The sequence below is a fragment of the Streptomyces sp. NPDC001219 genome (genome assembly GCF_053597915.1).
On record NZ_JBSFJF010000021.1, the window covers coordinates 59,798 to 84,346 of the forward strand.

Sequence of the window (24,549 nt, forward strand, 5' to 3'; positions counted from 1 at the left end):
GGCTGGGGCACGGCCCGGATACGGATTTCACGTTTGGCGGCGGGCCGTGTAATGTCTTCATCGCTCGCCCCAATAGCTCAGTCGGCAGAGCGTCTCCATGGTAAGGAGAAGGTCTACGGTTCGATTCCGTATTGGGGCTCTGATGTGTGAGGTTCCCGCCTTCGGGCGGGGTCCCCTCGCATCACAGCGGTGTAGCTCAGTCGGTAGAGCAAGCGGCTCATAATCGCTGTGTCACCGGTTCAAGTCCGGTCACCGCTACTGACAGTAGCCGATTGTGGGGTCGGTCCTCCGATCGGCTACTCTTTTATGCGTTAATCCGACCACCCGTCCGTCCAAGGAGCACTCACGTGGCTGCCACCGACGTCCGCCCGAAGATCACGCTGGCCTGCGTGGAGTGCAAGGAGCGGAACTACATCACCAAGAAGAACCGGCGTAACGACCCGGACCGTCTTGAGATGAAGAAGCACTGCCCTCGTTGCAACTCGCACACCGCGCACCGCGAGACGCGATAACTCAGGCTCGTTCGTGAGGCCGTCCCCATTCGTGGGGGCGGCCTCACGGCGTTATCACCATCAGTACAGGGAGGTTGCGAGCCCATGGCGCTCGACCAGTCTTTTGTCGGACGCACGTACCCGCCCACCGACCCGTACGAGGTCGGCCGGGAAAAGATCCGCGAATTCGCCGAGGCGATCGGTGACCCCAACCCCGCTTATACGGACGCAGAAGCGGCCAAGGCGCTCGGATACTCCGATGTGATCGCCCCGCCGACTTTTGTGTTCGCCATCACATTCAAGGCCGCGGGACAGGTCATCGAGGACCCGCAACTCGGCCTGGACTACAGCCGGGTGGTGCACGGCGACCAGAAGTTCGCCTACACCCGGCCGGTGCGCAGCGGCGACCGGCTGTCCGTCACCTCCACCATCGAGGCCATCAAGACCATGGCCGGCAACGACATCATCGACATCCGTGGCGAGGTGCACGACGAGGCGAGCGAACACGTCGTGACCGCCTTCACCAAGCTGGTGGCCCGCGCCGAGAAGGAGGCCTGAGATGACCGCGAAGATTTCCTACGACGACGTCGAGGTCGGTACGGAACTCCCGGCGCAGTCCTTCCCCGTGAGCCGCGCCACGCTCGTCCGGTACGCGGGCGCCTCCGGCGACTTCAACCCGATCCACTGGAACGAGAAGTTCGCCAAGGAGGTCGGGCTGCCGGACGTCATCGCCCACGGCATGTTCACCATGGCCGAGGCGATCCGGGTGGTCACCGACTGGGCCGGTGACCCGGGCGCGGTCGCCGAGTACGGGGTGCGCTTCACCAAGCCCGTCATCGTCCCCAACGACGACACCGGCGCACAGATCGAGGTCAGCGCCAAGGTCGCCGCCAAGCTGGACGACGACGACCGTACGGTCCGCGTCGACCTCACCGCGATGAGCGCCGGCCAGAAGGTGCTGGGCATGTCCCGCGCCGTGGTCCGCCTCGCCTGAGCGGAGCCGCCCGGGGGCGTCCGGCCGAGGGCTGCCGGACCGCCCCCGTACCCTTGGGCGCGTGCAGGAACTCCACGACGCCCCCCTCGCCCCGCTGACCACCTTCCGCCTCGGCGGCCCGGCCACCCGCCTCATCACGGCCACCACCGACGACGAGGTGATCGCGGCGGTCCGCGCGGCCGACGAAGCCGGGACCCCGCTGCTGATCATCGGCGGCGGCAGCAACCTCGTCATCGGCGACAAGGGCTTCGACGGCACGGCCCTGCGCCTCGCCACCCGCGGCTTCACGCTCGACGGCACGGCCCTCACGCTCGCCGCGGGCGAGAACTGGTCCGACGCGGTCGCCCGTACGGTCGAGGCGGGACTGGCGGGCATCGAGTGCCTGGCCGGCATCCCCGGCTCCGCGGGCGCCACCCCGATCCAGAACGTGGGCGCGTACGGCCAGGAGGTCTCCGCCACGATCACCGAGGTCGTCGCCTACGACCGCCGCCTCGGCGAGACCGTCACGATCCCCGCCGCGGAGTGCGGCTTCTCGTACCGCCACAGCCGCTTCAAGGAGCACCCCGACCGGTTCGTGGTGCTGCGGGTGCGCTTCGCCCTGGAGGACGCCGGGGGCCTCTCCGCGCCCCTGAAGTACCCCGAGACGGCCCGCGCCCTCGGAGTGGAGGCGGGGGACCGGGTCCCGGCCGCCGTCGCCCGGGAGACCGTGCTGGCCCTGCGCGCCGGCAAGGGCATGGTGCTGGACCCCGAGGACCACGACACCTGGTCGGCGGGCTCGTTCTTCACCAACCCGATCCTCACCGAGGCCGAGCACACCGCCTTCCTGCGCCGCGTCCAGGACCGCCTCGGCCCCGACGTCGCCCCGCCCGCCTTCCCGGCCGGCGACGGCCTGGTGAAGACCTCGGCGGCCTGGCTCATCGACCGGGCCGGCTTCACCAAGGGCTACGGCAGCGGCCCCGCCCGCATCTCCACCAAGCACACCCTCGCGCTCACCAACCGCGGCACGGCCACCACCGAGGACCTGCTCGCCCTGGCCCGCGAGGTCCGCGACGGGGTACGGGCGGCCTTCGGCGTCACCCTCGTCAACGAACCGGTCACGGTCGGCGTCAGCCTCTAGGACGCGGGCCGGGGCGCCGCCTCCCGCCGGCTGACGGGCCGGCCCGTCAGCCGGCCAGCCAGGCGTCGATGTCCGTCAGGAGCCGCTGCTGCTCGTCCTGCGGGGCGCAGGAGCCGCGGACCGACTGCCGGGCCAGTTCGGCCAGTTCGGTGTCGGAGAAGCCGTGCGTGCCGCGGGCGATCTCGTACTGCGCGGCCAGCCGCGCGCCGAACAGCAGCGGATCGTCCGCGCCCAGCGCCATCGGCACACCCGCGTCGAAGAGCGTCCGCAGCGGCACGTCCTCCGGCTTCTCGTAGACCCCCAGCGCCACGTTCGACGCCGGACACACCTCGCAGGTCACCCCGCGCGAGGCCAGCCGGCGCAGCAGCACGGGGTCCTCGGCGGCCCGTACGCCGTGCCCGACCCGGCCGGCGTGCAGATCGTCCAGGCAGTCCCGGACGCTGGCCGGCCCCGACAGCTCGCCGCCGTGCGGCGCCGCCAGCAGGCCGCCCTCCCGGGCGATGGCGAAGGCACGGTCGAAGTCCCGGGCGAAACCCCGGCGTTCGTCGTTGGACAGCCCGAAACCGATCACACCGTGGTCGGCGTAGCGCACCGCGAGACGGGCCAGCGTACGGGCGTCCAGGGGGTGCTTCATACGGTTCGCGGCCACCACGACGCGGATGCCGAGACCGGTGTCGCGGGAGGCGCTGCGCACCGCGTCCAGGATGATCTCCAGGGCCGGGATCAGCCCGCCCAGCCGCGGGGCGTACGAGGTCGGGTCGACCTGGATCTCCAGCCATCGTGACCCGTCGCGGACGTCCTCCTCGGCGGCCTCGCGCACCAGCCGCTGGATGTCCTCCGGCGTCCGCAGACACGAGCGCGCGATGTCGTACAGCCGCTGGAAACGGAACCAGCCGCGCTCATCCGTGGCCCGCAGCCGGGGAGGCTCACCGCTGCGCAGCGCCTCCGGCAGGTGCACGCCGTACTTGTCGGCGAGGTCCAGCAGGGTCGCGGACCGCATCGAACCGGTGAAGTGCAGGTGCAGATGGGCCTTCGGCAGTCGGCGCAGGTCTCGACTGGCGGCTTCGCCGCGGGCACGAACGCTCTCCATCCGAAGATCTTGCCGTATGTGAGCGGGCGCCGGTAGGCCCTTTCCCGAAGGGGTGTCCGGTGGAATACGCGTACGGGCCCCGGCTGCGCTTCCGGGGCCCGTGGACGGGACAGCCGCCTACTTGGCGTCCGCCAGCAGCTTCTGGAGGCGCGACACGCCCTCGACCAGGTCCTCGTCGCCCAGCGCGTACGACAGCCGCAGATAGCCGGGGGTGCCGAAGGCCTCACCCGGGACGACGGCGACCTCCGCCTCCTCCAGGATCAGCTCGGCCAGCTCGACGCTGCTCTGCGGGCGCTTGCCGCGGATCTCCTTGCCCAGCAGCTCCTTCACCGACGGGTACGCGTAGAACGCGCCCTCCGGCTCCGGGCACAGCACCCCGTCGATCTCGTTGAGCATCCGCACGATGGTCTTCCGGCGCCGGTCGAAGGCGACCTTCATCTCCTCGACGGCCGCCAGATCCCCGGAGACCGCCGCGATGGCCGCGGCCTGGGCGACGTTGGACACGTTGGACGTGGCGTGCGACTGGAGGTTCGTGGCGGCCTTGATGACGTCCTTGGGGCCGATCGCCCAGCCCACCCGCCAGCCGGTCATCGCGTACGTCTTCGCCACGCCGTTGACGATGACGCACCTGTCGCGCAGCTCCGGCACGACCACCGGCAGCGACGAGAAGGTGGCGTCGCCGTAGACCAGGTGCTCGTAGATCTCGTCGGTCAGCACCCACAGGCCGTGCTCGGCCGCCCAGCGGCCGACGGCCTCGATCTGCTCCCGGCTGTAGACCGCGCCGGTCGGGTTCGACGGCGAGACGAACAGCAGCACCTTCGTGCGGTCCGTACGCGCCGCCTCCAGCTGCTCCACGGTCACCCGGTAGCCGGTGGTCTCGTCCGCGACGACATCGACCGGCACACCGCCGGCCAGACGGATCGACTCGGGGTAGGTGGTCCAGTACGGCGCCGGGACGATGACCTCGTCGCCCGGGTCCAGGATCGCGGCGAACGCCTCGTAGATCGCCTGCTTGCCGCCGTTCGTCACCAGGACGTTCGCGGCCTCGATCTCGTAGCCGGAGTCCCGCAGGGTCTTCGCGACGATGGCGGACTTCAGCTCGGGGAGGCCGCCGGCCGGGGTGTAGCGGTGGTACTTCGGGTTGCGGCAGGCCTCGGTCGCCGCCTCGACGATGTAGTCGGGCGTGGGGAAGTCGGGCTCACCGGCGCCGAAGCCGATCACCGGGCGCCCGGCGGCCTTGAGGGCCTTCGCCTTGGCGTCGACGGCGAGGGTCGCGGACTCGGAGATCGCCCCGACGCGGGCCGACACCCGGCGGTCACCGGCGGACGAAACGGGAGGAGTGGCAGCGCTCATACCTGCATCGTCCCAGACCTCTGACGGGCCCGGCACATTGTCGGCGGGCACCACCCGGCACGTTTCTGTTCGACGCCTGGCTCCGAAACACGTACACTCGCTGACCGTTGGCTCTCAACAGGCCGCCGCGGTGCACGCACGTAGTGCAGTCGGCCGCATGCGGTAGGTTGGGGGAACCACAAAGGGTCGTAGCTCAATTGGTAGAGCACTGGTCTCCAAAACCAGCGGTTGGGGGTTCAAGTCCCTCCGGCCCTGCTACACGCACTTCGTCATCACAGTGCGTGCACGCGTACGTATGAAATGCACCGCCGTGCGGCTCAACCGGGCGCGGCACGGCCACGACCCGGATTCAGGTGAGGACGAGTGACGGACGCCCTGGGCTCCATCGACATGCCTGAGCGCGGTCGTTCCGAGGACGAGACCGCAGAGTCCCAGAAGAAGCCCCGCCGCGGCGGCAAGCGCGGCAAGAAGGGCCCGTTCGCCCGCCTCGCGCTCTTCTACCGCCAGGTCGTGGCGGAACTCCGCAAGGTCGTCTGGCCCACGCGCAGCCAGCTGTCGACGTACACCACCGTGGTGATCGTCTTCGTTGTCATCATCATCGGTCTCGTAACCGTGATTGACTTGGGAATCAACCGAGTCGTCGGGTACGTCTTCGGCTGATCCCGCGGAGGGCGCCTCAGCGGGCGCCCGTTTCGCATGTTCAACCCCTTGAAGCCAGGAAGAAGCAGCCACCGTGTCTGACCCGAACCTGAACGACGCCGCCGACTCCGCCGAGACGGCAGCGGCCGACGTGGACGCGGCTGCCTCGGCCGAGGTCCAGGGCGACGACACCGAACTCGAGATCGTCCAGGCCGCCGACGAGGTCGACGAGCTGGACGCCGAGGAAGCCGCCGCCGGCGAGCCCGCCGAGGACGCGGCCGTGCACGTCGAGGACGAGGACGAGGTCACCGGCGAGGACGCCGAGGAGGAAGAGGAGCCGGTCGACCCGGTGGCCGCCCTCCGTGACGAACTCCGCGGCCTCCCCGGTGAGTGGTACGTCATCCACACCTACGCGGGTTACGAGAACCGCGTGAAGACCAACCTCGAGCAGCGCGCCGTCTCGCTGAACGTCGAGGACTACATCTTCCAGGCCGAGGTGCCGCAGGAAGAGGTCGCCCAGATCAAGAACGGCGAGCGCAAGACCATCCGCCAGAACAAGCTCCCGGGCTACGTGCTGGTGCGCATGGACCTGACGAACGAGTCCTGGGGCGTCGTCCGCAACACGCCAGGTGTCACGGGCTTCGTGGGCAACGCCTACGACCCCTACCCGCTGACGCTGGACGAGATCGTCAAGATGCTCGCCCCGGAGGCCGAGGAGAAGGCCGCCAAGGAGGCCGCCGCGGCCGAGGGCAAGCCGGCGCCGTCCCGCAAGGTCGAGGTCCAGGTGCTGGACTTCGAGGTGGGCGACTCCGTCACCGTCACCGACGGTCCGTTCGCGACGCTGCAGGCGACGATCAACGAGATCAACGCCGACTCGAAGAAGGTCAAGGGCCTCGTCGAGATCTTCGGCCGCGAGACCCCGGTCGAGCTGAGCTTCGACCAGATCCAGAAGAACTAGGTTCTTCCGGAACACCAGCCAAATCGATCAGGTCAGACGGGCTCACAGCCGGTCTGACCTGCTCGGTTTTTGGCCGCGCGACCATACCCGTTATCGTTGTGCGGTATGCCTCCATCCGGATGACCGGATGGATTGGCGAAACACCTCTCACTAGGACCCGGAGAGAGCATGCCTCCCAAGAAGAAGAAGGTCACGGGGCTTATCAAGCTCCAGATCCAGGCCGGTGCCGCGAACCCGGCTCCGCCGGTCGGCCCCGCGCTGGGTCAGCACGGCGTCAACATCATGGAGTTCTGCAAGGCCTACAACGCCGCGACCGAGTCGCAGCGTGGCATGGTCGTGCCGGTGGAGATCACGGTCTACGAGGACCGTTCCTTCACCTTCATCACCAAGACCCCGCCGGCCGCGAAGCTCATCCTGAAGGCCGCGGGCGTGGAGAAGGGCTCCGGCGAGCCGCACAAGACCAAGGTCGCGAAGATCACGCGTGACCAGGTCCGTGACATCGCCACCACCAAGATGCCCGACCTGAACGCCAACGACCTGGACGCCGCCGAGAAGATCATCGCCGGCACCGCCCGTTCCATGGGCATCACGGTCGAAGGCTGATCCCAGCCCTTCAGGCACCACCCGTGGCAGGACCAGGCGCTGGTCCGCACCACGACTCCACCCCACTGCACCAGGAGCAGAAGTGAAGCGCAGCAAGACTCTTCGCACCGCGGACGCGAAGATCGACCGGGAGCGCGTGTACGCCCCCCTCGAGGCCGTCCGTCTCGCCAAGGACACCGCGTCCGTCAAGTTCGACGCGACCGTCGAGGTCGCCATGCGTCTGGGTGTCGACCCGCGCAAGGCCGACCAGATGGTCCGTGGCACCGTGAACCTCCCGCACGGCACCGGTAAGACCGCCCGGGTCCTGGTCTTCGCGACCGGTGACCGTGCTGCGGCCGCGGAAGCCGCCGGCGCCGACATCGTCGGCTCGGACGAACTGATCGACGAGGTCTCCAAGGGCCGTCTGGACTTCGACGCCGTCGTCGCCACCCCGGACCTCATGGGCAAGGTCGGCCGCCTCGGCCGCGTGCTCGGTCCGCGTGGTCTGATGCCGAACCCGAAGACCGGCACCGTCACCCCGGATGTCGCCAAGGCTGTCACCGACATCAAGGGCGGCAAGATCGAGTTCCGCGTGGACAAGCACGCGAACCTCCACTTCATCATCGGCAAGGTCTCCTTCGACGAGACCAAGCTGGTGGAGAACTACGCCGCGGCGCTCGAGGAGATCACCCGCCTCAAGCCGTCCGCCGCCAAGGGCCGCTACATCAAGAAGGCGACCATCACCACCACGATGGGCCCCGGCATCCCGCTGGACGCCAACCGCACTCGCAACCTCCTCGTCGAGGACGAGGCCGTCTGATCTCCCGGATCGGCGCGCCTGGCGTGTGACCACTGTCGTCGGGCCCCGCTCTCCCACGCGGAGAGCGGGGCCTGACGCATGCTGTGCCGCCCTCCGGCGCCCCATGTGACCTCCGGGGCGGGCCGGTTGGGGGAAAGCGCTCCTGCGGCCCGGAGAGCGTCAGGCGCCCTCTCTCGGCCGATTTGCCTGACGCAGGGCTCTCCCGTACCGTATGCGGAAGCCAAAGACCGCTGGTTGTCTCTGTGCGTCCGAACCCGGACGGGCAGTGGCCGAAGGATCCGCTAGCTGCGGACGGCCTGCGCAGGTGTGTATGGATGAACTCCTGGACGGAATTCCGATGGATTCCGCTCTGGTCGAGTACGCCCCGTGCGCCTGCGCCGGGGCGTTTGTTTTGCCCAGCCCCTTCTGCGCGGTCCTCATCACCCGGAAGGAGGCCGAGGCTCATGGCGACGTCTGACAAGATCGCAGCCGTTGAGGAGATCACTTCTAAGCTCCGTGACTCCAACGCAGCTGTTGTGACTTCTTACACCGGACTGACTGTGGCGCAGCTCAAGGAGCTGCGTCGTTCTCTCGGCGAGAACGCTCAGTACCGTGTGGTGAAGAACACGCTGACCAAGATCGCGGCCCAGGAGGCCGGGATTCAGCTGGACGAGCACCTCAAGGGCTCGACCGCTGTTGCTTTCGTGACCGGTGACCCGGTCACGGCGGCGAAGGGTCTGCGTGACTTCGCCAAGGAAAACCCCTCTCTCGTCATCAAGGGCGGTGTCCTTGACGGCAAGGCGCTGTCCGCCGACGAGATCAAGAAGCTTGCGGACCTCGAGTCCCGTGAGGTTCTGCTCGCCAAGCTGGCGGGTGGCATGAAGGCGTCCATGGCCAAGGCCGCGGCGACCTTCCAGGCCCCCCTCACGAAGTTCGCCCGCACCGCGGACGCGCTTCGCAGCAAGGTCGAGCAGGGCGGTGCCGGTACGCCGGCTCCCGCCGAGGCTGCCGAGTAATCACTCGGACGCCCAGCGGGCCCGTAGTACGCCCGCCAGACATGTACATCCGGCACCAGCCGAATTAGTGGAAGGACCGCCACCATGGCGAAGCTCAGCCAGGAAGACCTGCTCGCGCAGTTCGAGGAGATGACCCTCATCGAGCTCTCCGAGTTCGTGAAGCTCTTCGAGGAGAAGTTCGACGTCGAGGCTGCCGCCCCGGTCGCCGTTGCCGCCGCCGGTGCCCCGGGCGCCCCGGCCGCCGCCGAGGCCGAGGAGCAGGACGAGTTCGACGTCATCCTCACCGGTGCGGGCGACAAGAAGATCCAGGTCATCAAGGTCGTGCGTGAGCTGACCTCCCTGGGCCTGAAGGAGGCCAAGGACCTCGTCGACGGCACCCCGAAGCCCGTCCTCGAGAAGGTCGCCAAGGACGCCGCCGAGAAGGCCGCCGAGTCCCTCAAGGGCGCCGGCGCCTCCGTCGAGGTCAAGTGACCCCACTGAGTCTCTGACTCACGTCCACAGCGCCGCTGGCGCGCCGGACAGCAGCCAAGGGCGATCACCCATGCGGGTGGTCGCCCTTCGGCGTGCTCGCCACGGCTGCATTGCCTCGCGCCTGAGTGCGAGTATGGTGATCTTCGTTGCCCGGACGTGCCCCCATGTGACGATCTCCCTGAGGTGGGGGGCCTTGACGAACCGGACGCGGCGCGCAATTCTCGGGACGCGACGCAGAAGCGATCCAGGGTTCGAGGCATGGATCGCGGACGAAGAGGGAAGCATCGGTGTGCGCCACTGGCGCAGGGCTTTCGGCAGGCGCATGGCATTGAGAAGAACAAACAACGAGGACTTCCTCCGGTGCGGAGGGCGTGACCTCCCGGAGGGAGAAGATCGGTATCACGGTGCTGAACCGGTCTCCGGAAACTCGCTCTGGACATCAGTGTGCCAAGTGGCTACACTGACCCTTTGCGCTGCCTGTTAGCTGCTCCCTGCCCGTCACCAGGGGCATACCCGAGCCCGAGCAAAGCTGAATGATCTGCCCTGATCTGGGCTTTCCCTCAGTCTGCTCGATTCGGGACCGGTACGCGCGTAGTGAGTCCGAGCCCTCGGAAGGACCCCCTCTTGGCCGCCTCGCGCAACGCCTCGACTGCCAATACGAACAACGGCGACAGCACCGCCCCGCTGCGCATCTCTTTTGCGAAGATCAAGGAGCCCCTCGGGGTTCCTAACCTCCTTGCGCTGCAGACCGAAAGCTTCGACTGGCTGCTCGGCAATGCCGCATGGAAGGGTCGCGTCGAGGCTGCGCTGGAGAGTGGGCAGGAAGTCCCCACCAAGTCCGGTCTGGAAGAGATCTTCGAAGAGATCTCCCCGATCGAGGACTTCTCCGGGTCGATGTCGCTGACGTTCCGCGACCACCGCTTCGAGCCCCCGAAGAACTCCATCGACGAGTGCAAGGAGCGCGACTTCACGTACGCGGCTCCGCTCTTCGTCACCGCTGAGTTCACGAACAACGAGACCGGCGAGATCAAGTCCCAGACGGTCTTCATGGGCGACTTCCCGCTCATGACGAACAAGGGCACCTTCTGCATCAACGGCACCGAGCGTGTCGTCGTCTCGCAGCTGGTGCGCTCGCCGGGCGTGTACTTCGACAGCTCCATCGACAAGACGTCCGACAAGGACATCTTCTCCGCCAAGATCATCCCGTCCCGGGGTGCCTGGCTGGAGATGGAGATCGACAAGCGCGACATGGTCGGTGTCCGCATCGACCGCAAGCGCAAGCAGTCCGTGACCGTCCTGCTCAAGGCGCTCGGGTGGACCACCGAGCAGATCCTCGAGGAGTTCGGCGAGTACGAGTCGATGCGCGCCACCCTGGAGAAGGACCACACCCAGGGCCAGGACGACGCGCTGCTCGACATCTACCGCAAGCTGCGTCCGGGCGAGCCGCCGACGCGCGAGGCCGCGCAGACGCTGCTGGAGAACCTGTACTTCAACCCCAAGCGCTACGACCTCGCGAAGGTCGGCCGCTACAAGGTCAACAAGAAGCTCGGCGGCGACGAGCCGCTCGACGCCGGCGTGCTGACCACCGATGACGTCATCGCGACGATCAAGTACCTGGTCAAGCTGCACGCGGGCGAGACCGAGACGATCGGCGAGAACGGCAACTCCATCGTTGTCGAGACCGACGACATCGACCACTTCGGCAACCGTCGTCTGCGCAACGTCGGCGAGCTCATCCAGAACCAGGTCCGTACGGGTCTCGCCCGTATGGAGCGCGTCGTGCGTGAGCGCATGACCACCCAGGACGTCGAGGCGATCACGCCGCAGACCCTGATCAACATCCGGCCGGTCGTCGCCTCCATCAAGGAGTTCTTCGGCACCAGCCAGCTGTCCCAGTTCATGGACCAGACCAACCCGCTGTCGGGTCTGACCCACAAGCGCCGTCTGTCGGCGCTGGGCCCGGGTGGTCTGTCCCGTGAGCGGGCCGGCCTGGACGTCCGTGACGTGCACCCCTCGCACTACGGCCGTATGTGCCCGATTGAGACCCCTGAAGGTCCCAACATCGGTCTGATCGGCTCGCTGGCCTCCTACGGCCGGGTCAACGTCTTCGGCTTCATCGAGACGCCCTACCGCAAGGTCGTCGACGGCCAGGTCACGGAGGAGGTGGACTACCTCACCGCTGACGAGGAGGACCGCTTCCTGATCGCCCAGGCGAACGCGAAGCTCTCCGACGACATGCGCTTCTCCGAGCAGCGTGTGCTGGTCCGCCGTCGTGGCGGCGAGGTCGACCTCGTCCCCGCCGACGAGGTGGACTTCATGGACGTCTCGCCGCGCCAGATGGTGTCGGCCGCGACCGCCATGATCCCGTTCCTCGAGCACGACGACGCCAACCGCGCGCTCATGGGATCGAACATGATGCGCCAGGCCGTTCCGCTGATCAAGGCGGAGTCGCCGCTGGTCGGCACCGGCATGGAGTACCGCTGCGCGGTCGACGCCGGCGACGTCATCAAGGCCGAGAAGGACGGTGTGGTCCAGGAGGTCTCCGCGGACTACATCACCGTCGCCAACGACGACGGCACGTACACCACGTACCGCGTCGCCAAGTTCACCCGCTCCAACCAGGGCACCTCCTTCAACCAGAAGGTCGTCGTGGACGAGGGCGCGCGGGTCATCGAGGGCCAGGTCCTCGCCGACGGTCCGTCCACGGACGAGGGCGAGATGGCGCTCGGCAAGAACCTGCTCGTGGCGTTCATGCCGTGGGAGGGCCACAACTACGAGGACGCGATCATCCTGTCGCAGCGCCTCGTGCAGGACGACGTCCTCTCCTCGATCCACATCGAGGAGCACGAGGTCGACGCCCGTGACACCAAGCTGGGCCCCGAGGAGATCACCCGGGACATCCCGAACGTCTCCGAGGAGGTCCTCTCCGACCTCGACGAGCGCGGCATCATCCGTATCGGTGCCGAGGTCGTCGCCGGCGACATCCTCGTCGGCAAGGTCACGCCCAAGGGTGAGACCGAGCTGACCCCCGAGGAGCGCCTGCTCCGCGCGATCTTCGGTGAGAAGGCGCGCGAGGTCCGTGACACCTCGCTGAAGGTGCCGCACGGTGAGATCGGCAAGGTCATCGGCGTCCGCGTCTTCGACCGTGAAGAGGGCGACGAGCTGCCCCCGGGCGTGAACCAGCTGGTCCGCGTCTACGTCGCGCAGAAGCGCAAGATCACCGACGGTGACAAGCTCGCCGGCCGTCACGGCAACAAGGGCGTCATCTCGAAGATCCTGCCGGTCGAGGACATGCCGTTCCTGGAGGACGGCACCCCGGTCGACATCATCCTCAACCCGCTGGGTGTCCCGTCCCGAATGAACCCGGGACAGGTCCTGGAGATCCACCTCGGCTGGCTCGCCAGCCAGGGCTGGAAGGTCGAGGGCGGCGAGGACTGGCAGCGCCGGCTGCAGGCGATCGGCGCCGACGACGTCGCGCCGCGCACCAACGTCGCCACCCCGGTCTTCGACGGCGCGCGCGAGGACGAGCTGGCGGGTCTCTTCGACTCGACGCTCCCCAACCGCGACGGCGAGCGGATGGTCAAGGGCTCCGGCAAGGCGCAGCTCTTCGACGGCCGCTCCGGTGAGCCGTTCCCGGACCCGATCTCGGTCGGGTACATGTACATCCTCAAGCTGCACCACCTGGTCGACGACAAGCTGCACGCGCGCTCGACCGGTCCGTACTCGATGATCACCCAGCAGCCGCTGGGTGGTAAGGCTCAGTTCGGTGGCCAGCGGTTCGGTGAGATGGAGGTGTGGGCGCTGGAGGCTTACGGCGCCGCATACGCCCTCCAGGAGCTGCTGACGATCAAGTCCGACGACGTGACCGGCCGCGTGAAGGTCTACGAGGCCATCGTCAAGGGCGAGAACATCCCCGAGCCCGGCATTCCCGAGTCCTTCAAGGTGCTCATCAAGGAAATGCAGTCCCTGTGCCTCAACGTGGAGGTGCTGTCCTCGGACGGCATGTCCATCGAGATGCGCGACACCGACGAGGACGTCTTCCGCGCAGCGGAGGAGCTCGGCATCGACCTGTCCCGGCGCGAGCCGAGCAGCGTCGAAGAGGTCTGACGGGAGTCCGGCCGGGGAGCCAGTGATGGCTCCCCCGGCCGGCCCCAGGACCCCCGTTTCAGACCCCAAGACTTACAACCCTGAGAGGGATTGACGCATAGTGCTCGACGTCAACTTCTTCGATGAGCTCCGGATCGGTCTGGCCACCGCTGACGACATCCGTCAGTGGAGCCACGGCGAGGTCAAGAAGCCCGAGACCATCAACTACCGCACGCTCAAGCCCGAAAAGGACGGACTCTTCTGCGAGAAGATCTTCGGTCCGACCCGGGACTGGGAGTGCTACTGCGGTAAGTACAAGCGCGTCCGCTTCAAGGGCATCATCTGCGAGCGCTGCGGCGTCGAGGTCACTCGCGCCAAGGTGCGCCGTGAGCGGATGGGCCACATCGAGCTTGCCGCTCCCGTGACCCACATCTGGTACTTCAAGGGCGTGCCGAGCCGGCTGGGCTACCTGCTGGACCTCGCGCCCAAGGACCTCGAGAAGGTCATCTACTTCGCCGCCTACATGATCACGTGGGTGGACGAGGAGCGCCGTACGCGCGACCTGCCCTCGCTGGAGGCGCACGTCTCCGTCGAGCGTCAGCAGATCGAGCAGCGCCGCGACTCCGACCTGGAGGCCCGCGCCAAGAAGCTCGAGACCGACCTGGCCGAGCTGGAGGCCGAGGGCGCCAAGGCGGACGTCCGCCGCAAGGTGCGTGAGGGTGCCGAGCGCGAGATGAAGCAGCTGCGCGACCGTGCGCAGCGCGAGATCGACCGTCTCGACGAGGTCTGGAACCGCTTCAAGAACCTCAAGGTCCAGGACCTCGAGGGCGACGAGCTGCTCTACCGCGAGCTGCGGGACCGCTTCGGCACGTACTTCGACGGCTCCATGGGTGCCGCTGCCCTGCAGAAGCGCCTGGAGACCTTCGACCTCGACGAGGAGGCCGAGCGCCTCCGCGAGATCATCCGTACCGGCAAGGGCCAGAAGAAGACCCGTGCGCTCAAGCGCCTCAAGGTCGTCTCCGCCTTCCTGCAGACCCGCAACAGCCCCAAGGGCATGGTGCTGGACTGCATCCCGGTGATCCCGCCGGACCTGCGTCCGATGGTGCAGCTGGACGGTGGCCGCTTCGCGACCTCCGACCTGAACGACCTGTACCGCCGTGTGATCAACCGCAACAACCGCCTGAAGCGGCTTCTCGACCTCGGTGCGCCCGAGATCATCGTGAACAACGAGAAGCGCATGCTCCAGGAGGCCGTGGACGCCCTCTTCGACAACGGTCGTCGCGGTCGCCCGGTCACCGGTCCCGGTAACCGCCCGCTGAAGTCCCTCAGCGACATGCTGAAGGGTAAGCAGGGCCGGTTCCGTCAGAACCTGCTCGGTAAGCGAGTCGACTACTCGGCGCGTTCCGTCATCGTCGTCGGCCCGCAGCTGAAGCTGCACCAGTGTGGTCTGCCCAAGGCCATGGCGCTGGAGCTCTTCAAGCCGTTCGTGATGAAGCGCCTGGTGGACCTCAACCACGCGCAGAACATCAAGAGCGCCAAGCGCATGGTCGAGCGCGGCCGCACGGTCGTCTACGACGTGCTCGAAGAGGTCATCGCCGAGCACCCGGTGCTGCTGAACCGTGCGCCCACGCTGCACCGTCTGGGCATCCAGGCCTTCGAGCCGCAGCTGGTCGAAGGCAAGGCCATTCAGATTCACCCGCTCGTCTGCACCGCGTTCAACGCGGACTTCGACGGTGACCAGATGGCCGTCCACCTCCCGCTGTCCGCGGAGGCCCAGGCCGAGGCCCGCATCCTGATGCTGTCCTCGAACAACATCCTCAAGCCGGCCGACGGCCGTCCGGTCACCATGCCGACCCAGGACATGGTGCTCGGCCTCTTCTTCCTCACCACGGATGAGGAGGAGCGCAAGGTCATCGGTGAGGGCCGGGCGTTCGGCTCGACCGCCGAGGCGATCATGGCGTTCGACGCCAAGGAGCTCTCGCTCCAGGCGAAGGTCGACATCCGCTTCCCGATCGGCACCGTCCCGCCCCGTGGCTGGACCCCGCCGGTTCCGGAGGAGGGCGAGCCCGAGTGGCAGCAGGGCGACAGCTTCCGGCTGCGGACGACCCTGGGCCGTGCGCTCTTCAACGAGCTGCTGCCCGAGGACTACCCGTTCGTCGACTACTCGGTGGGCAAGAAGCAGCTCTCCGCGATCGTCAACGACCTGGCCGAGCGCTACCCCAAGGTCATCGTGGCGGCGACGCTCGACAACCTGAAGGCGGCCGGCTTCCACTGGGCGACCCGTTCCGGCGTCACCGTCGCCGTCTCGGACATCGTCGTGCCGGAGGCCAAGAAGGCCATCGTCGCGGGCTACGAGGCCCAGGACGAGAAGGTCCAGAAGCAGTACGAGCGCGGTCTGATCACCAAGGACGAGCGCACGCAGGAACTCATCAACATCTGGACCAAGGCGACCAACGAGGTCTCCGAGGCGATGAATGAGAACTTCCCCAAGACGAACCCCATCTTCATGATGGTTGACTCGGGTGCCCGAGGAAACATGATGCAGATGCGGCAGATCGCCGGTATGCGTGGTCTGGTGTCGAACGCCAAGAACGAGACCATCCCGCGTCCGATCAAGGCGTCGTTCCGCGAGGGTCTGTCCGTGCTGGAGTACTTCATCTCCACCCACGGTGCCCGTAAGGGTCTGGCGGACACCGCCCTGCGTACCGCCGACTCCGGTTACCTCACCCGTCGTCTGGTCGACGTCTCCCAGGACGTCATCATTCGCGAGGAGGACTGCGGCACCGAGCGCGGCCTCAAGCTGCGGATCGCCTCGAAGGACGCCGCCGGTGTCCTGCGCAAGGCGGACGACGTGGAGTCCAGCGTCTACGCCCGGATGCTCGCCGAGGACGTCGTCGTCGACGGCAAGGTCGTCGCCCCGGCGAACGTCGACCTCGGTGACGTGCTCATCGACGCGCTGGTCAACGCGGGCGTCGAGGAGGTCAAGACCCGCTCGGTCCTGACCTGTGAGTCCGCGGTCGGCACCTGTGCCTTCTGCTACGGCCGTTCGCTGGCCACCGGCAAGCTGGTCGACATCGGTGAGGCGGTCGGCATCATCGCCGCCCAGTCCATCGGTGAGCCCGGCACCCAGCTGACGATGCGTACCTTCCACACCGGTGGTGTGGCCGGTGACGACATCACCCTGGGTCTGCCGCGTGTCGTCGAGCTCTTCGAGGCCCGTACGCCCAAGGGTGTCGCCCCGATCTCGGAGGCGGCCGGCCGCGTCCGTATCGAGGAGACCGAGAAGACCAAGAAGCTCGTCGTCACCCCGGACGACGGCAGCGACGAGACCGCCTACGGCGTCTCCAAGCGTGCCCGTCTCCTGGTGGGCGAGGGCGACCACGTCACGGTCGGCCAGCCGCTGACCGTGGGTGCCGTCAACCCGCACGACGTGCTGCGGATTCTCGGCCAGCGTGCCGTCCAGGTCCACCTGGTCGGCGAGGTCCAGAAGGTCTACAACAGCCAGGGCGTGGCGATCCACGACAAGCACATCGAGATCATCATCCGGCAGATGCTGCGCCGTGTGACGATCATCGAGTCCGGCGACGCGGAGCTGCTGCCGGGCGAGCTGGTGGAGCGCACGAAGTTCGAGGGTGAGAACCGTCGGGTCGTGGCGGAGGGTGGCCACCCGGCCTCCGGCCGTCCGCAGCTGATGGGTATCACCAAGGCCTCGCTGGCCACCGAGTCGTGGCTGTCGGCGGCGTCCTTCCAGGAGACGACCAGGGTCCTGACCGACGCGGCGATCAACGCCAAGTCGGACTCCCTGATCGGCCTCAAGGAGAACGTCATCATCGGTAAGCTCATCCCGGCCGGTACGGGCCTGTCCCGTTACCGCAACATCCGGGTCGAGCCCACCGAGGAGGCGAAGGCCGCGATGTACTCGGCCGTCGGTTACGACGACATCGACTACTCGCCCTTCGGCACCGGCTCCGGCCAGGCGGTCCCGCTGGAGGACTACGACTACGGTCCGTACAACCAGTAATCCTGGTCCGTACGACAGCGACAGGGCGGTCACCCCTCAGGGGTGGCCGCCCTGCGGCGTGTTGCCGCGGCACCTGTGTGGCGCGGTCCCGTCAGGTAATGGGCCGCGCGGGGGAACTTGTCCTCCCATTGCTGCGTCTGTGATGAGAAGATGGGGGAACTGTCGAGCGGGGGGGGGGGAGGGTCGCGAAGTGGCATTCCAGCCGTGGCAGGGCGGTCAGCCGGCTCAGCCGTCGCATCAGGTGCCTGCCATGCGTGCCTCGCACGCCGATCGCGAGCGGGCGGTCGATGTGCTCAAGGCGGGATTCGCCGAGGGGCGGCTGCAACAACCGGAGTACGAGCAGCGGCTCGGGCGGGCCTACAAGGCGCAGACGCACAGCGAACTGCAGATGCTGGTCGCGGATCTGCCGCAGGGACCGGTGCCGCAGGCGCAGTTCGTGCCGCAGCGGCCGATGGTGCCGGCCACCTTCATGCCGATGCAGATGCCGGTGCCGGTGACGACGAACAGCTCGGCGACGGGCGCGCTGGTCTGCGGGATCATGACACCGGTGACGTGGGGCCTGACGGCGATTCCGGCGGTGATCCTGGGACACAAGGCGCGGACCGAGATCCGCCGGTCCGGGGAGCGCGGTGACGGCCAGGCGCTGACGGGGCTGATCCTGGGCTGGTTGGCGATCGGCGGCTGGGCGCTGTTCCTGCTGGTGTTCATCCTCTCCGCCGCGGTCAACCTCTAGGACCTTCTGGTGTGCGGCCGGCGGCCGGCCGGTGGTCCCCGGTGCCGCCGGGGGAGGGCCGGCACCGGGACGTGGCGCCTTCTTCCGTAAGGCCGTGGATCGCACTACCGTGACCGCATCGCCGTGTGGAGTCCGGCGTGTCCTTCGCGTGTGCATTTGTTTTGACCGCAGCCCATGCGGTAGGTACGCTCTGACCTTGTGCCTGGGGTGTCCCTGGGCTGCCGTGCGCGCAATCTCCCACTGGAGTGCCTGCCGGGCCGTGAGGCCCCGAGGGGACTGCGGTCGGAGTGCGACCAGCACGGAAGCCGGGTTTTGACACCGCAATCTGCCGCCTCACTCGTTCCAGCGAGGGACCGGACTGCAGTATTCGACACACCCGACCGCGTGGGTCGGGGAATGTTCCAGGTTAGCTTTACCGAGACTGGCACACAGAAACCGGAGAAACGGTGCCTACGATCCAGCAGCTGGTCCGCAAGGGCCGGCAGGACAAGGTCGAGAAGAACAAGACGCCCGCGCTCGAGGGTTCCCCCCAGCGCCGTGGCGTCTGCACGCGTGTTTTCACGACCACCCCGAAGAAGCCGAACTCGGCCCTGCGTAAGGTCGCGCGTGTGCGTCTGACCAGCGGGATCGAGGTCACCGCTTACATTCCGGGTGAGGGCCACAACCTGCAGGAGCACTCGATCGTGCTCGTGCGTGGTGGTCGTGTGAAGGACCTGCCGGGTGTTCGGTACAAGATCATCCGCGGCTCCCTCGACACGCAGGGCGTCAAGAACCGCAAGCAGGCTCGCAGCCGCTACGGCGCCAAGAAGGAGAAGTAAGAATGCCTCGTAAGGGCCCCGCCCCGAAGCGCCCGGTCATCATCGACCCGGTCTACGGTTCTCCTCTGGTGACCTCCCTCATCAACAAGGTGCTGCTGAACGGAAAGCGCTCCACCGCCGAGCGCATCGTTTACGGCGCCATGGAGGGTCTGCGCGAGAAGACCGGCAACGACCCGGTCATCACGCTCAAGCGCGCGCTCGAGAACATCAAGCCGACCCTTGAGGTCAAGTCCCGCCGTGTCGGTGGCGCGACCTACCAGGTCCCGGTCGAGGTCAAGCCCGGCCGCGCCGCCACCCTCTCGCTCCGCTGGCTCGTGGGCTACTCCCGCGCCCGCCGCGAGAAGACCATGACCGAGCGCCTCATGAACGAACTGCTCGACGCCTCCAACGGCCTCGGCGCTTCGGTCAAGAAGCGTGAGGACACGCACAAGATGGCCGAGTCCAACAAGGCCTTCGCGCACTACCGCTGGTAGTCGCAACCCACATCGAGACCGAGAGAAGATTGAGCCACTATGGCCACCACTTCGCTTGACCTGGCCAAGGTCCGCAACATCGGGATCATGGCCCACATCGACGCGGGCAAGACGACCACCACCGAGCGGATCCTGTTCTACACCGGTGTCTCTTACAAGATCGGTGAAGTCCACGACGGCGCTGCCACGATGGACTGGATGGAGCAGGAGCAGGAGCGCGGCATCACCATCACGTCTGCCGCGACGACCTGCCACTGGCCGCTGGAAGACGTCGACAACACCATCAACATCATCGACACCCCGGGCCACGTCGACTTCACGGTCGAGGTGGAGCGCTCGCTGCGCGTCCTGGACGGTGCGGTGACGGTGTTCGACGGCGTTGCCGGTGTCGAGCCCCAGTCCGAGACCGTCTGGCGTCAGGCGGACCGCTACGGCGTTCCGCGTATCTGCTTCGTCAACAAGCTCGACCGCACGGGCGCCGAGTTCCACCGCTGCGTCGACATGATCGTGGACCGCCTGGGCGCGACCCCGATCGTGATGCAGCTGCCGATCGGCACCGAGGCGGACTTCAAGGGCGTCGTCGACCTCGTCACCATGAAGGCCCTGGTCTGGTCGGCCGAGGCCGCCAAGGGCGAGATGTACGACACCGTCGACATCCCGGACACGCACATCGAGGCCGCCGACGAGTGGCGCGGCAAGCTCCTCGAGGCCGTGGCCGAGAACGACGAAGAGATCATGGAGCTGTACCTGGAGGGCCAGGAGCCCACCGTGGAGCAGCTCTACGCGGCGATCCGCCGGATCACCATCGCGTCGGGCAAGGCCGAGAACACCACCGTCACTCCGGTGTTCTGCGGTACCGCGTTCAAGAACAAGGGCGTGCAGCCCCTGCTCGACGCGGTCGTGCGCTACCTCCCCTCCCCGCTGGACGTCGAGGCCATCGAGGGCCACGCGGTCAGCGACCCGGAAGAGGTCATCAAGCGCAAGCCGTCCGAGGACGAGCCGCTGTCCGCTCTTGCGTTCAAGATTGCGAGCGACCCCCACCTGGGCAAGCTCACCTTCATCCGGGTGTACTCGGGCCGCCTCGAGGCCGGCTCGCAGGTGCAGAACTCGGTGAAGGGCAAGAAGGAGCGCATCGGCAAGATCTACCGGATGCACGCGAACAAGCGTGAGGAGATCGAGTCGGTGGGTGCCGGTGACATCGTCGCCGTCATGGGTCTGAAGCAGACCACCACCGGTGAGACCCTCTGCGACGCGTCGAAGCCGGTCATCCTGGAGTCGATGGAGTTCCCGGCCCCGGTCATCCAGGTCGCCATCGAGCCCAAGTCCAAGGGCGACCAGGAGAAGCTGGGTGTCGCCATCCAGCGTCTGGCCGAAGAGGACCCCTCGTTCCAGGTGCACACCGACGAGGAGACCGGCCAGACCATCATCGCCGGTATGGGCGAGCTGCACCTCGACGTGCTGGTCGACCGTATGAAGCGTGAGTTCCGGGTCGAGGCCAACGTCGGCAAGCCGCAGGTCGCCTACCGCGAGACCCTGCGCAAGCCGGTCGAGCGTCTCGACTACACGCACAAGAAGCAGACTGGTGGTTCCGGCCAGTTCGCGAAGGTGCAGATCGCGATCGCGCCCCTCGAGGGCGACGGTTACGAGTTCGAGAACAAGGTCACCGGCGGCCGTATCCCGCGGGAGTACATCCCGTCGGTGGACGCGGGCTGCCAGGAGGCCATGGAGTTCGGTGTTCTCGCCGGCTACCCGCTGACCGGCGTCAAGGTCACGCTGCTCGACGGTGCCTTCCACGAGGTCGACTCTTCCGAGATGGCCTTCAAGATCGCCGGTTCGATGGCCTTCAAGGAGGCCGCGCGCAAGGCCTCCCCGGCCCTGCTCGAGCCGATGATGAAGGTCGAGGTCACCACGCCCGAGGACTACATGGGCGACGTGATCGGCGACATCAACTCCCGCCGTGGACAGATCCAGTCCATGGAGGAGCGCAGCGGCGCCAAGCTCGTCACGGGCCTGGTTCCCCTCTCGGAGATGTTCGGCTACGTCGGAGACCTCCGCAGCAAGACGTCGGGTCGCGCAAGCTACTCGATGCAGTTCGACTCCTACGCCGAGGTTCCCCGGAACGTCGCCGAGGAGATCATCGCGAAGGCCAAGGGCGAGTAGTCCCGTCTCCGCTGAGTCGGAACACGCTTTAGGCTTGACACCGTCTGACGGGGCAATCCCCGCAATCCGTGAGGATTGCCCCGTCAGCCGGCATCCCAGCAAAGATCACCTGGCGCCGATGAGTAAGGCGTACAGAACCACTTCAGGAGGAACCAGTGGCGAAGGCGAAGTTCGAGCGGACTAAGCCGCACGTCAACATCGGCACCATCGGTCACATCGACCACGGTAAGACGACCCTCACGGCCGCCATTACCAAGGTGCTGCACGACGCGTACCCGGAGCTGAACGAGGCCTCGGCCTTCGACCAGATCGACAAGGCTCCTGAGGAGCGCCAGCGCGGTATCACGATCTCCATCGCGCACGTCGAGTACCAGACGGAGAACCGTCACTACGCCCACGTCGACTGCCCGGGTCACGCGGACTACATCAAGAACATGATCACCGGTGCGGCGCAGATGGACGGCGCCATCCTGGTGGTCGCCGCCACCGACGGCCCGATGCCGCAGACCAAGGAGCACGTGCTCCTGGCCCGCCAGGTCGGCGTTCCGTACATCGTTGTCGCCCTGAACAAGGCCGACATGGTGGACGACGAGGAGATCCTGGAGCTCGTCGAGCTCGAGGTCCGTGAGCTCCTCTCCGAGTACGAGTTCCCCGGCGACGACGTTCCGGTCGTCAAGGTCTCGGCGCTCAAGGCGCTCGAGGGCGACAAGGAGTGGGGCGACTCCGTCCTCAAGCTCATGGCCGCGGTCGACGAGTCGATCCCGCAGCCCGAGCGGGACGTCGACAAGCCGTTCCTGATGCCGATCGAGGACGTCTTCACGATCACCGGCCGTGGCACCGTTGTCACCGGTCGTATCGAGCGTGGTGTCCTCAAGGTCAACGAGACCGTCGACATCATCGGCATCAAGACCGAGAAGACCACCACCACGGTCACCGGCATCGAGATGTTCCGGAAGCTCCTCGACGAGGGCCAGGCCGGTGAGAACGTCGGTCTGCTCCTCCGTGGCATCAAGCGCGAGGACGTCGAGCGCGGCCAGGTCATCATCAAGCCGGGCTCGGTCACGCCGCACACCTCCTTCGAGGCCCAGGCGTACATCCTGTCGAAGGACGAGGGTGGCCGTCACACCCCGTTCTTCAACAACTACCGCCCGCAGTTCTACTTCCGCACCACCGACGTGACCGGCGTCGTGACCCTCCCCGAGGGCACCGAGATGGTCATGCCGGGCGACAACACCGAGATGACCGTTGAGCTCATCCAGCCCGTCGCGATGGAAGAGGGCCTGAAGTTCGCCATCCGTGAGGGTGGCCGGACCGTCGGCGCCGGCCAGGTCACCAAGATCACGAAGTAATTTCGCTGATCCGGTCGATCCGGTCGTAGCTCTCCGGAGCTCACAGGGAGCCCCGCTCACCATCAGGTGGGCGGGGCTCCTTGACAGTTGGGGGCCGATTGGCCTTGGACGTCCCGGGTATGGCACACTGTCCAGGTTGCTCGGTTGAGTGCCGATGCTGCGCGCCTCCCGCCGGGAGGACTGGAAGCGAGTCCCAGGTATTCGTCGTCCCTTCTCAGGGCCGGAAATACGGGAATCTTCCGGGAAGCTCAGCGGGGTGCCTCGGCCAGGCGCCCGGTGGGTGTTCTTCCCCTGCCGTCTCCTTCTTGAAGGATTCCCCTTGTGGGGATTTACGGGAAGGGGCGCGACACGCCCGACCGCGTGGGTCGGAGAAGAACGGGAACGTACCGGGTCCCAGAGCGTTACGAGAGACAGGACTACGAAGTAGCCATGGCGGGACAGAAGATCCGCATCCGGCTCAAGGCCTACGACCACGAGGTCATCGACTCCTCGGCGAAGAAGATCGTCGAGACGGTGACCCGCACTGGTGCGTCGGTCGCGGGCCCGGTGCCGCTGCCCACTGAAAAGAACGTGTACTGCGTCATCAAGTCGCCGCACAAGTACAAGGACTCGCGCGAGCACTTCGAGATGCGCACGCACAAGCGCCTGATCGACATCCTCGACCCGACGCCCAAGACCGTTGACTCGCTGATGCGCCTGGACCTTCCGGCCGGCGTTGACATCGAGATCAAGCTCTGAGAGGCGCGGAAGAGATGGCTAAGCAGATCAAGGGCATCCTGGGCGAGAAGCTCGGCATGACCCAGGTCTGGGACGAGAACAACCGTGTCGTCCCGGTGACCGTGGTGAAGGCCGGCCCCTGTGTCGTTACCCAGGTGCGCACCAATGACAAGGACGGCTACGACTCCGTCCAGATCGCCTTCGGCGAGATCGACCCGCGCAAGGTGAACAAGCCCCTCAAGGGCCACTTCGCGAAGGCCGACGTCACCCCCCGTCGTCACCTCGTCGAGGTCCGTACCACCGACGCCGGTGAGTACACCCTCGGCCAGGAGCTGACCGCTGAGACCTTCGAGTCCGGCGTCAAGGTGGACGTGACCGGCAAGAGCAAGGGCAAGGGCTTCGCCGGTGTCATGAAGCGTCACGGCTTCCATGGCGGCAAGGCCTCCCACGGTGCCCACCGCGTGCACCGTAAGCCTGGCTCCATCGGTGGCTGCGCCACCCCGGGCCGCGTGTTCAAGGGCATGCGGATGGCCGGCCGTATGGGCAATGAGCGGGTCACCACCCAGAACCTGACCGTCCATGCCGTTGACGCGGAGAAGGGTCTGCTGCTCATCAAGGGCGCAGTTCCTGGTCCGAACGGCGGCCTCGTCCTGGTCCGTACCGCGGCCAAGGGGGCCTGAGG

The 24,549-nt window shown here is 67.0% G+C and carries 21 protein-coding genes and 3 tRNA genes; 22 read left to right on the plus strand and 2 right to left on the minus strand.

The window, feature by feature from the left end:
* The first annotated feature begins 66 nt into the window (after window positions 1-66).
* The 6 genes from ACWC9R_RS16280 to ACWC9R_RS16305 all read left to right on the plus strand — a co-directional run bounded on the left by ACWC9R_RS16280 (window position 67) and on the right by ACWC9R_RS16305 (window position 2,602).
* A tRNA-Thr gene (locus ACWC9R_RS16280) sits at window positions 67-139 on the plus strand.
* Window positions 140-185: 46 nt separating this feature from the next.
* Window positions 186-258 (plus strand) — tRNA-Met (locus ACWC9R_RS16285).
* Window positions 259-347: 89 nt separating this feature from the next.
* The gene (rpmG, locus tag ACWC9R_RS16290) at window positions 348-512 is read left to right on the plus strand and encodes a 50S ribosomal protein L33 (RefSeq protein WP_006604855.1); all 165 of its coding nucleotides are present in this window, start codon (window positions 348-350) and stop codon (window positions 510-512) included.
* Window positions 513-596: 84 nt separating this feature from the next.
* A complete protein-coding gene (locus tag ACWC9R_RS16295; protein ID WP_450732121.1) occupies window positions 597-1,049 on the plus strand; it encodes an FAS1-like dehydratase domain-containing protein in 453 nt (150 codons plus the stop codon).
* Between the two features lies 1 nt (window position 1,050).
* A complete protein-coding gene (locus ACWC9R_RS16300) occupies window positions 1,051-1,485 on the plus strand; it encodes a MaoC family dehydratase (RefSeq protein ID WP_362605893.1) in 435 nt (144 codons plus the stop codon).
* Window positions 1,486-1,546: 61 nt separating this feature from the next.
* Entirely contained in the window at window positions 1,547-2,602 is a 1,056-nt protein-coding gene (locus tag ACWC9R_RS16305; protein ID WP_450732122.1) for a UDP-N-acetylmuramate dehydrogenase, read from the plus strand.
* A gap of 46 nt (window positions 2,603-2,648) precedes the next feature.
* Here the strand turns inward: ACWC9R_RS16305 and ACWC9R_RS16310 are convergent, their stop codons facing one another.
* Together ACWC9R_RS16310 and ACWC9R_RS16315 are read right to left on the minus strand one after the other, a co-directional pair.
* On the minus strand, window positions 2,649-3,692 hold the full coding sequence (locus ACWC9R_RS16310; RefSeq protein ID WP_450732123.1) for an adenosine deaminase: 1,044 nt from the start codon (window positions 3,690-3,692) through the stop codon (window positions 2,649-2,651).
* Between the two features lie 117 nt (window positions 3,693-3,809).
* On the minus strand, window positions 3,810-5,045 hold the full coding sequence (locus tag ACWC9R_RS16315) for a pyridoxal phosphate-dependent aminotransferase (RefSeq protein ID WP_450732125.1): 1,236 nt from the start codon (window positions 5,043-5,045) through the stop codon (window positions 3,810-3,812).
* 182 nt (window positions 5,046-5,227) lie between these two features.
* Between ACWC9R_RS16315 and ACWC9R_RS16320 the strand changes: the two genes are divergently transcribed.
* The 16 genes from ACWC9R_RS16320 (at window position 5,228) to rplC (ending at window position 24,547) form a co-directional block, all read left to right on the plus strand.
* Window positions 5,228-5,300: transfer RNA gene (locus ACWC9R_RS16320), tRNA-Trp, on the plus strand.
* A gap of 108 nt (window positions 5,301-5,408) precedes the next feature.
* A complete protein-coding gene (secE, locus tag ACWC9R_RS16325; protein WP_018090919.1) occupies window positions 5,409-5,705 on the plus strand; it encodes a preprotein translocase subunit SecE in 297 nt (98 codons plus the stop codon).
* Window positions 5,706-5,778: 73 nt separating this feature from the next.
* On the plus strand, window positions 5,779-6,642 hold the full coding sequence (gene nusG, locus ACWC9R_RS16330) for a transcription termination/antitermination protein NusG (RefSeq protein ID WP_450732127.1): 864 nt from the start codon (window positions 5,779-5,781) through the stop codon (window positions 6,640-6,642).
* Between the two features lie 168 nt (window positions 6,643-6,810).
* Complete coding sequence (rplK, locus tag ACWC9R_RS16335) at window positions 6,811-7,245, plus strand: 50S ribosomal protein L11 (protein WP_009715899.1); 435 nt, start codon at window positions 6,811-6,813, stop codon at window positions 7,243-7,245.
* Window positions 7,246-7,327: 82 nt separating this feature from the next.
* Window positions 7,328-8,044, plus strand: coding sequence for a 50S ribosomal protein L1 (rplA, locus tag ACWC9R_RS16340; RefSeq protein ID WP_450732129.1), 717 nt, complete (start codon window positions 7,328-7,330; stop codon window positions 8,042-8,044).
* 443 nt (window positions 8,045-8,487) lie between these two features.
* A complete protein-coding gene (gene rplJ / locus ACWC9R_RS16345; RefSeq protein ID WP_388198278.1) occupies window positions 8,488-9,039 on the plus strand; it encodes a 50S ribosomal protein L10 in 552 nt (183 codons plus the stop codon).
* An 84-nt stretch (window positions 9,040-9,123) separates the two neighbouring features.
* Complete coding sequence (gene rplL, locus ACWC9R_RS16350) at window positions 9,124-9,510, plus strand: 50S ribosomal protein L7/L12 (protein WP_018090915.1); 387 nt, start codon at window positions 9,124-9,126, stop codon at window positions 9,508-9,510.
* Window positions 9,511-10,134: 624 nt separating this feature from the next.
* Window positions 10,135-13,617, plus strand: a complete 3,483-nt coding sequence (gene rpoB / locus ACWC9R_RS16355; RefSeq protein WP_362605920.1) for a DNA-directed RNA polymerase subunit beta — start codon at window positions 10,135-10,137, stop codon at window positions 13,615-13,617.
* A gap of 100 nt (window positions 13,618-13,717) precedes the next feature.
* Window positions 13,718-17,617, plus strand: coding sequence for a DNA-directed RNA polymerase subunit beta' (locus ACWC9R_RS16360; RefSeq protein ID WP_362605923.1), 3,900 nt, complete (start codon window positions 13,718-13,720; stop codon window positions 17,615-17,617).
* A 250-nt stretch (window positions 17,618-17,867) separates the two neighbouring features.
* Entirely contained in the window at window positions 17,868-18,350 is a 483-nt protein-coding gene (locus tag ACWC9R_RS16365) for a DUF1707 and DUF4190 domain-containing protein (protein ID WP_450732196.1), read from the plus strand.
* A gap of 446 nt (window positions 18,351-18,796) precedes the next feature.
* Window positions 18,797-19,168: a 30S ribosomal protein S12 gene (rpsL, locus tag ACWC9R_RS16370; protein WP_003948652.1), complete on the plus strand. Its 372-nt coding sequence runs from the start codon at window positions 18,797-18,799 to the stop codon at window positions 19,166-19,168.
* Between the two features lie 2 nt (window positions 19,169-19,170).
* Entirely contained in the window at window positions 19,171-19,641 is a 471-nt protein-coding gene (gene rpsG, locus ACWC9R_RS16375) for a 30S ribosomal protein S7 (protein ID WP_004571813.1), read from the plus strand.
* 39 nt (window positions 19,642-19,680) lie between these two features.
* Window positions 19,681-21,801: an elongation factor G gene (fusA, locus tag ACWC9R_RS16380; RefSeq protein ID WP_450732132.1), complete on the plus strand. Its 2,121-nt coding sequence runs from the start codon at window positions 19,681-19,683 to the stop codon at window positions 21,799-21,801.
* Window positions 21,802-21,956: 155 nt separating this feature from the next.
* On the plus strand, window positions 21,957-23,150 hold the full coding sequence (tuf, locus tag ACWC9R_RS16385) for an elongation factor Tu (protein ID WP_367799082.1): 1,194 nt from the start codon (window positions 21,957-21,959) through the stop codon (window positions 23,148-23,150).
* Window positions 23,151-23,579: 429 nt separating this feature from the next.
* Window positions 23,580-23,888: a 30S ribosomal protein S10 gene (gene rpsJ, locus ACWC9R_RS16390; protein ID WP_003948644.1), complete on the plus strand. Its 309-nt coding sequence runs from the start codon at window positions 23,580-23,582 to the stop codon at window positions 23,886-23,888.
* A 14-nt stretch (window positions 23,889-23,902) separates the two neighbouring features.
* A complete protein-coding gene (gene rplC / locus ACWC9R_RS16395; protein WP_450732134.1) occupies window positions 23,903-24,547 on the plus strand; it encodes a 50S ribosomal protein L3 in 645 nt (214 codons plus the stop codon).
* Window positions 24,548-24,549 lie beyond the last annotated feature (2 nt).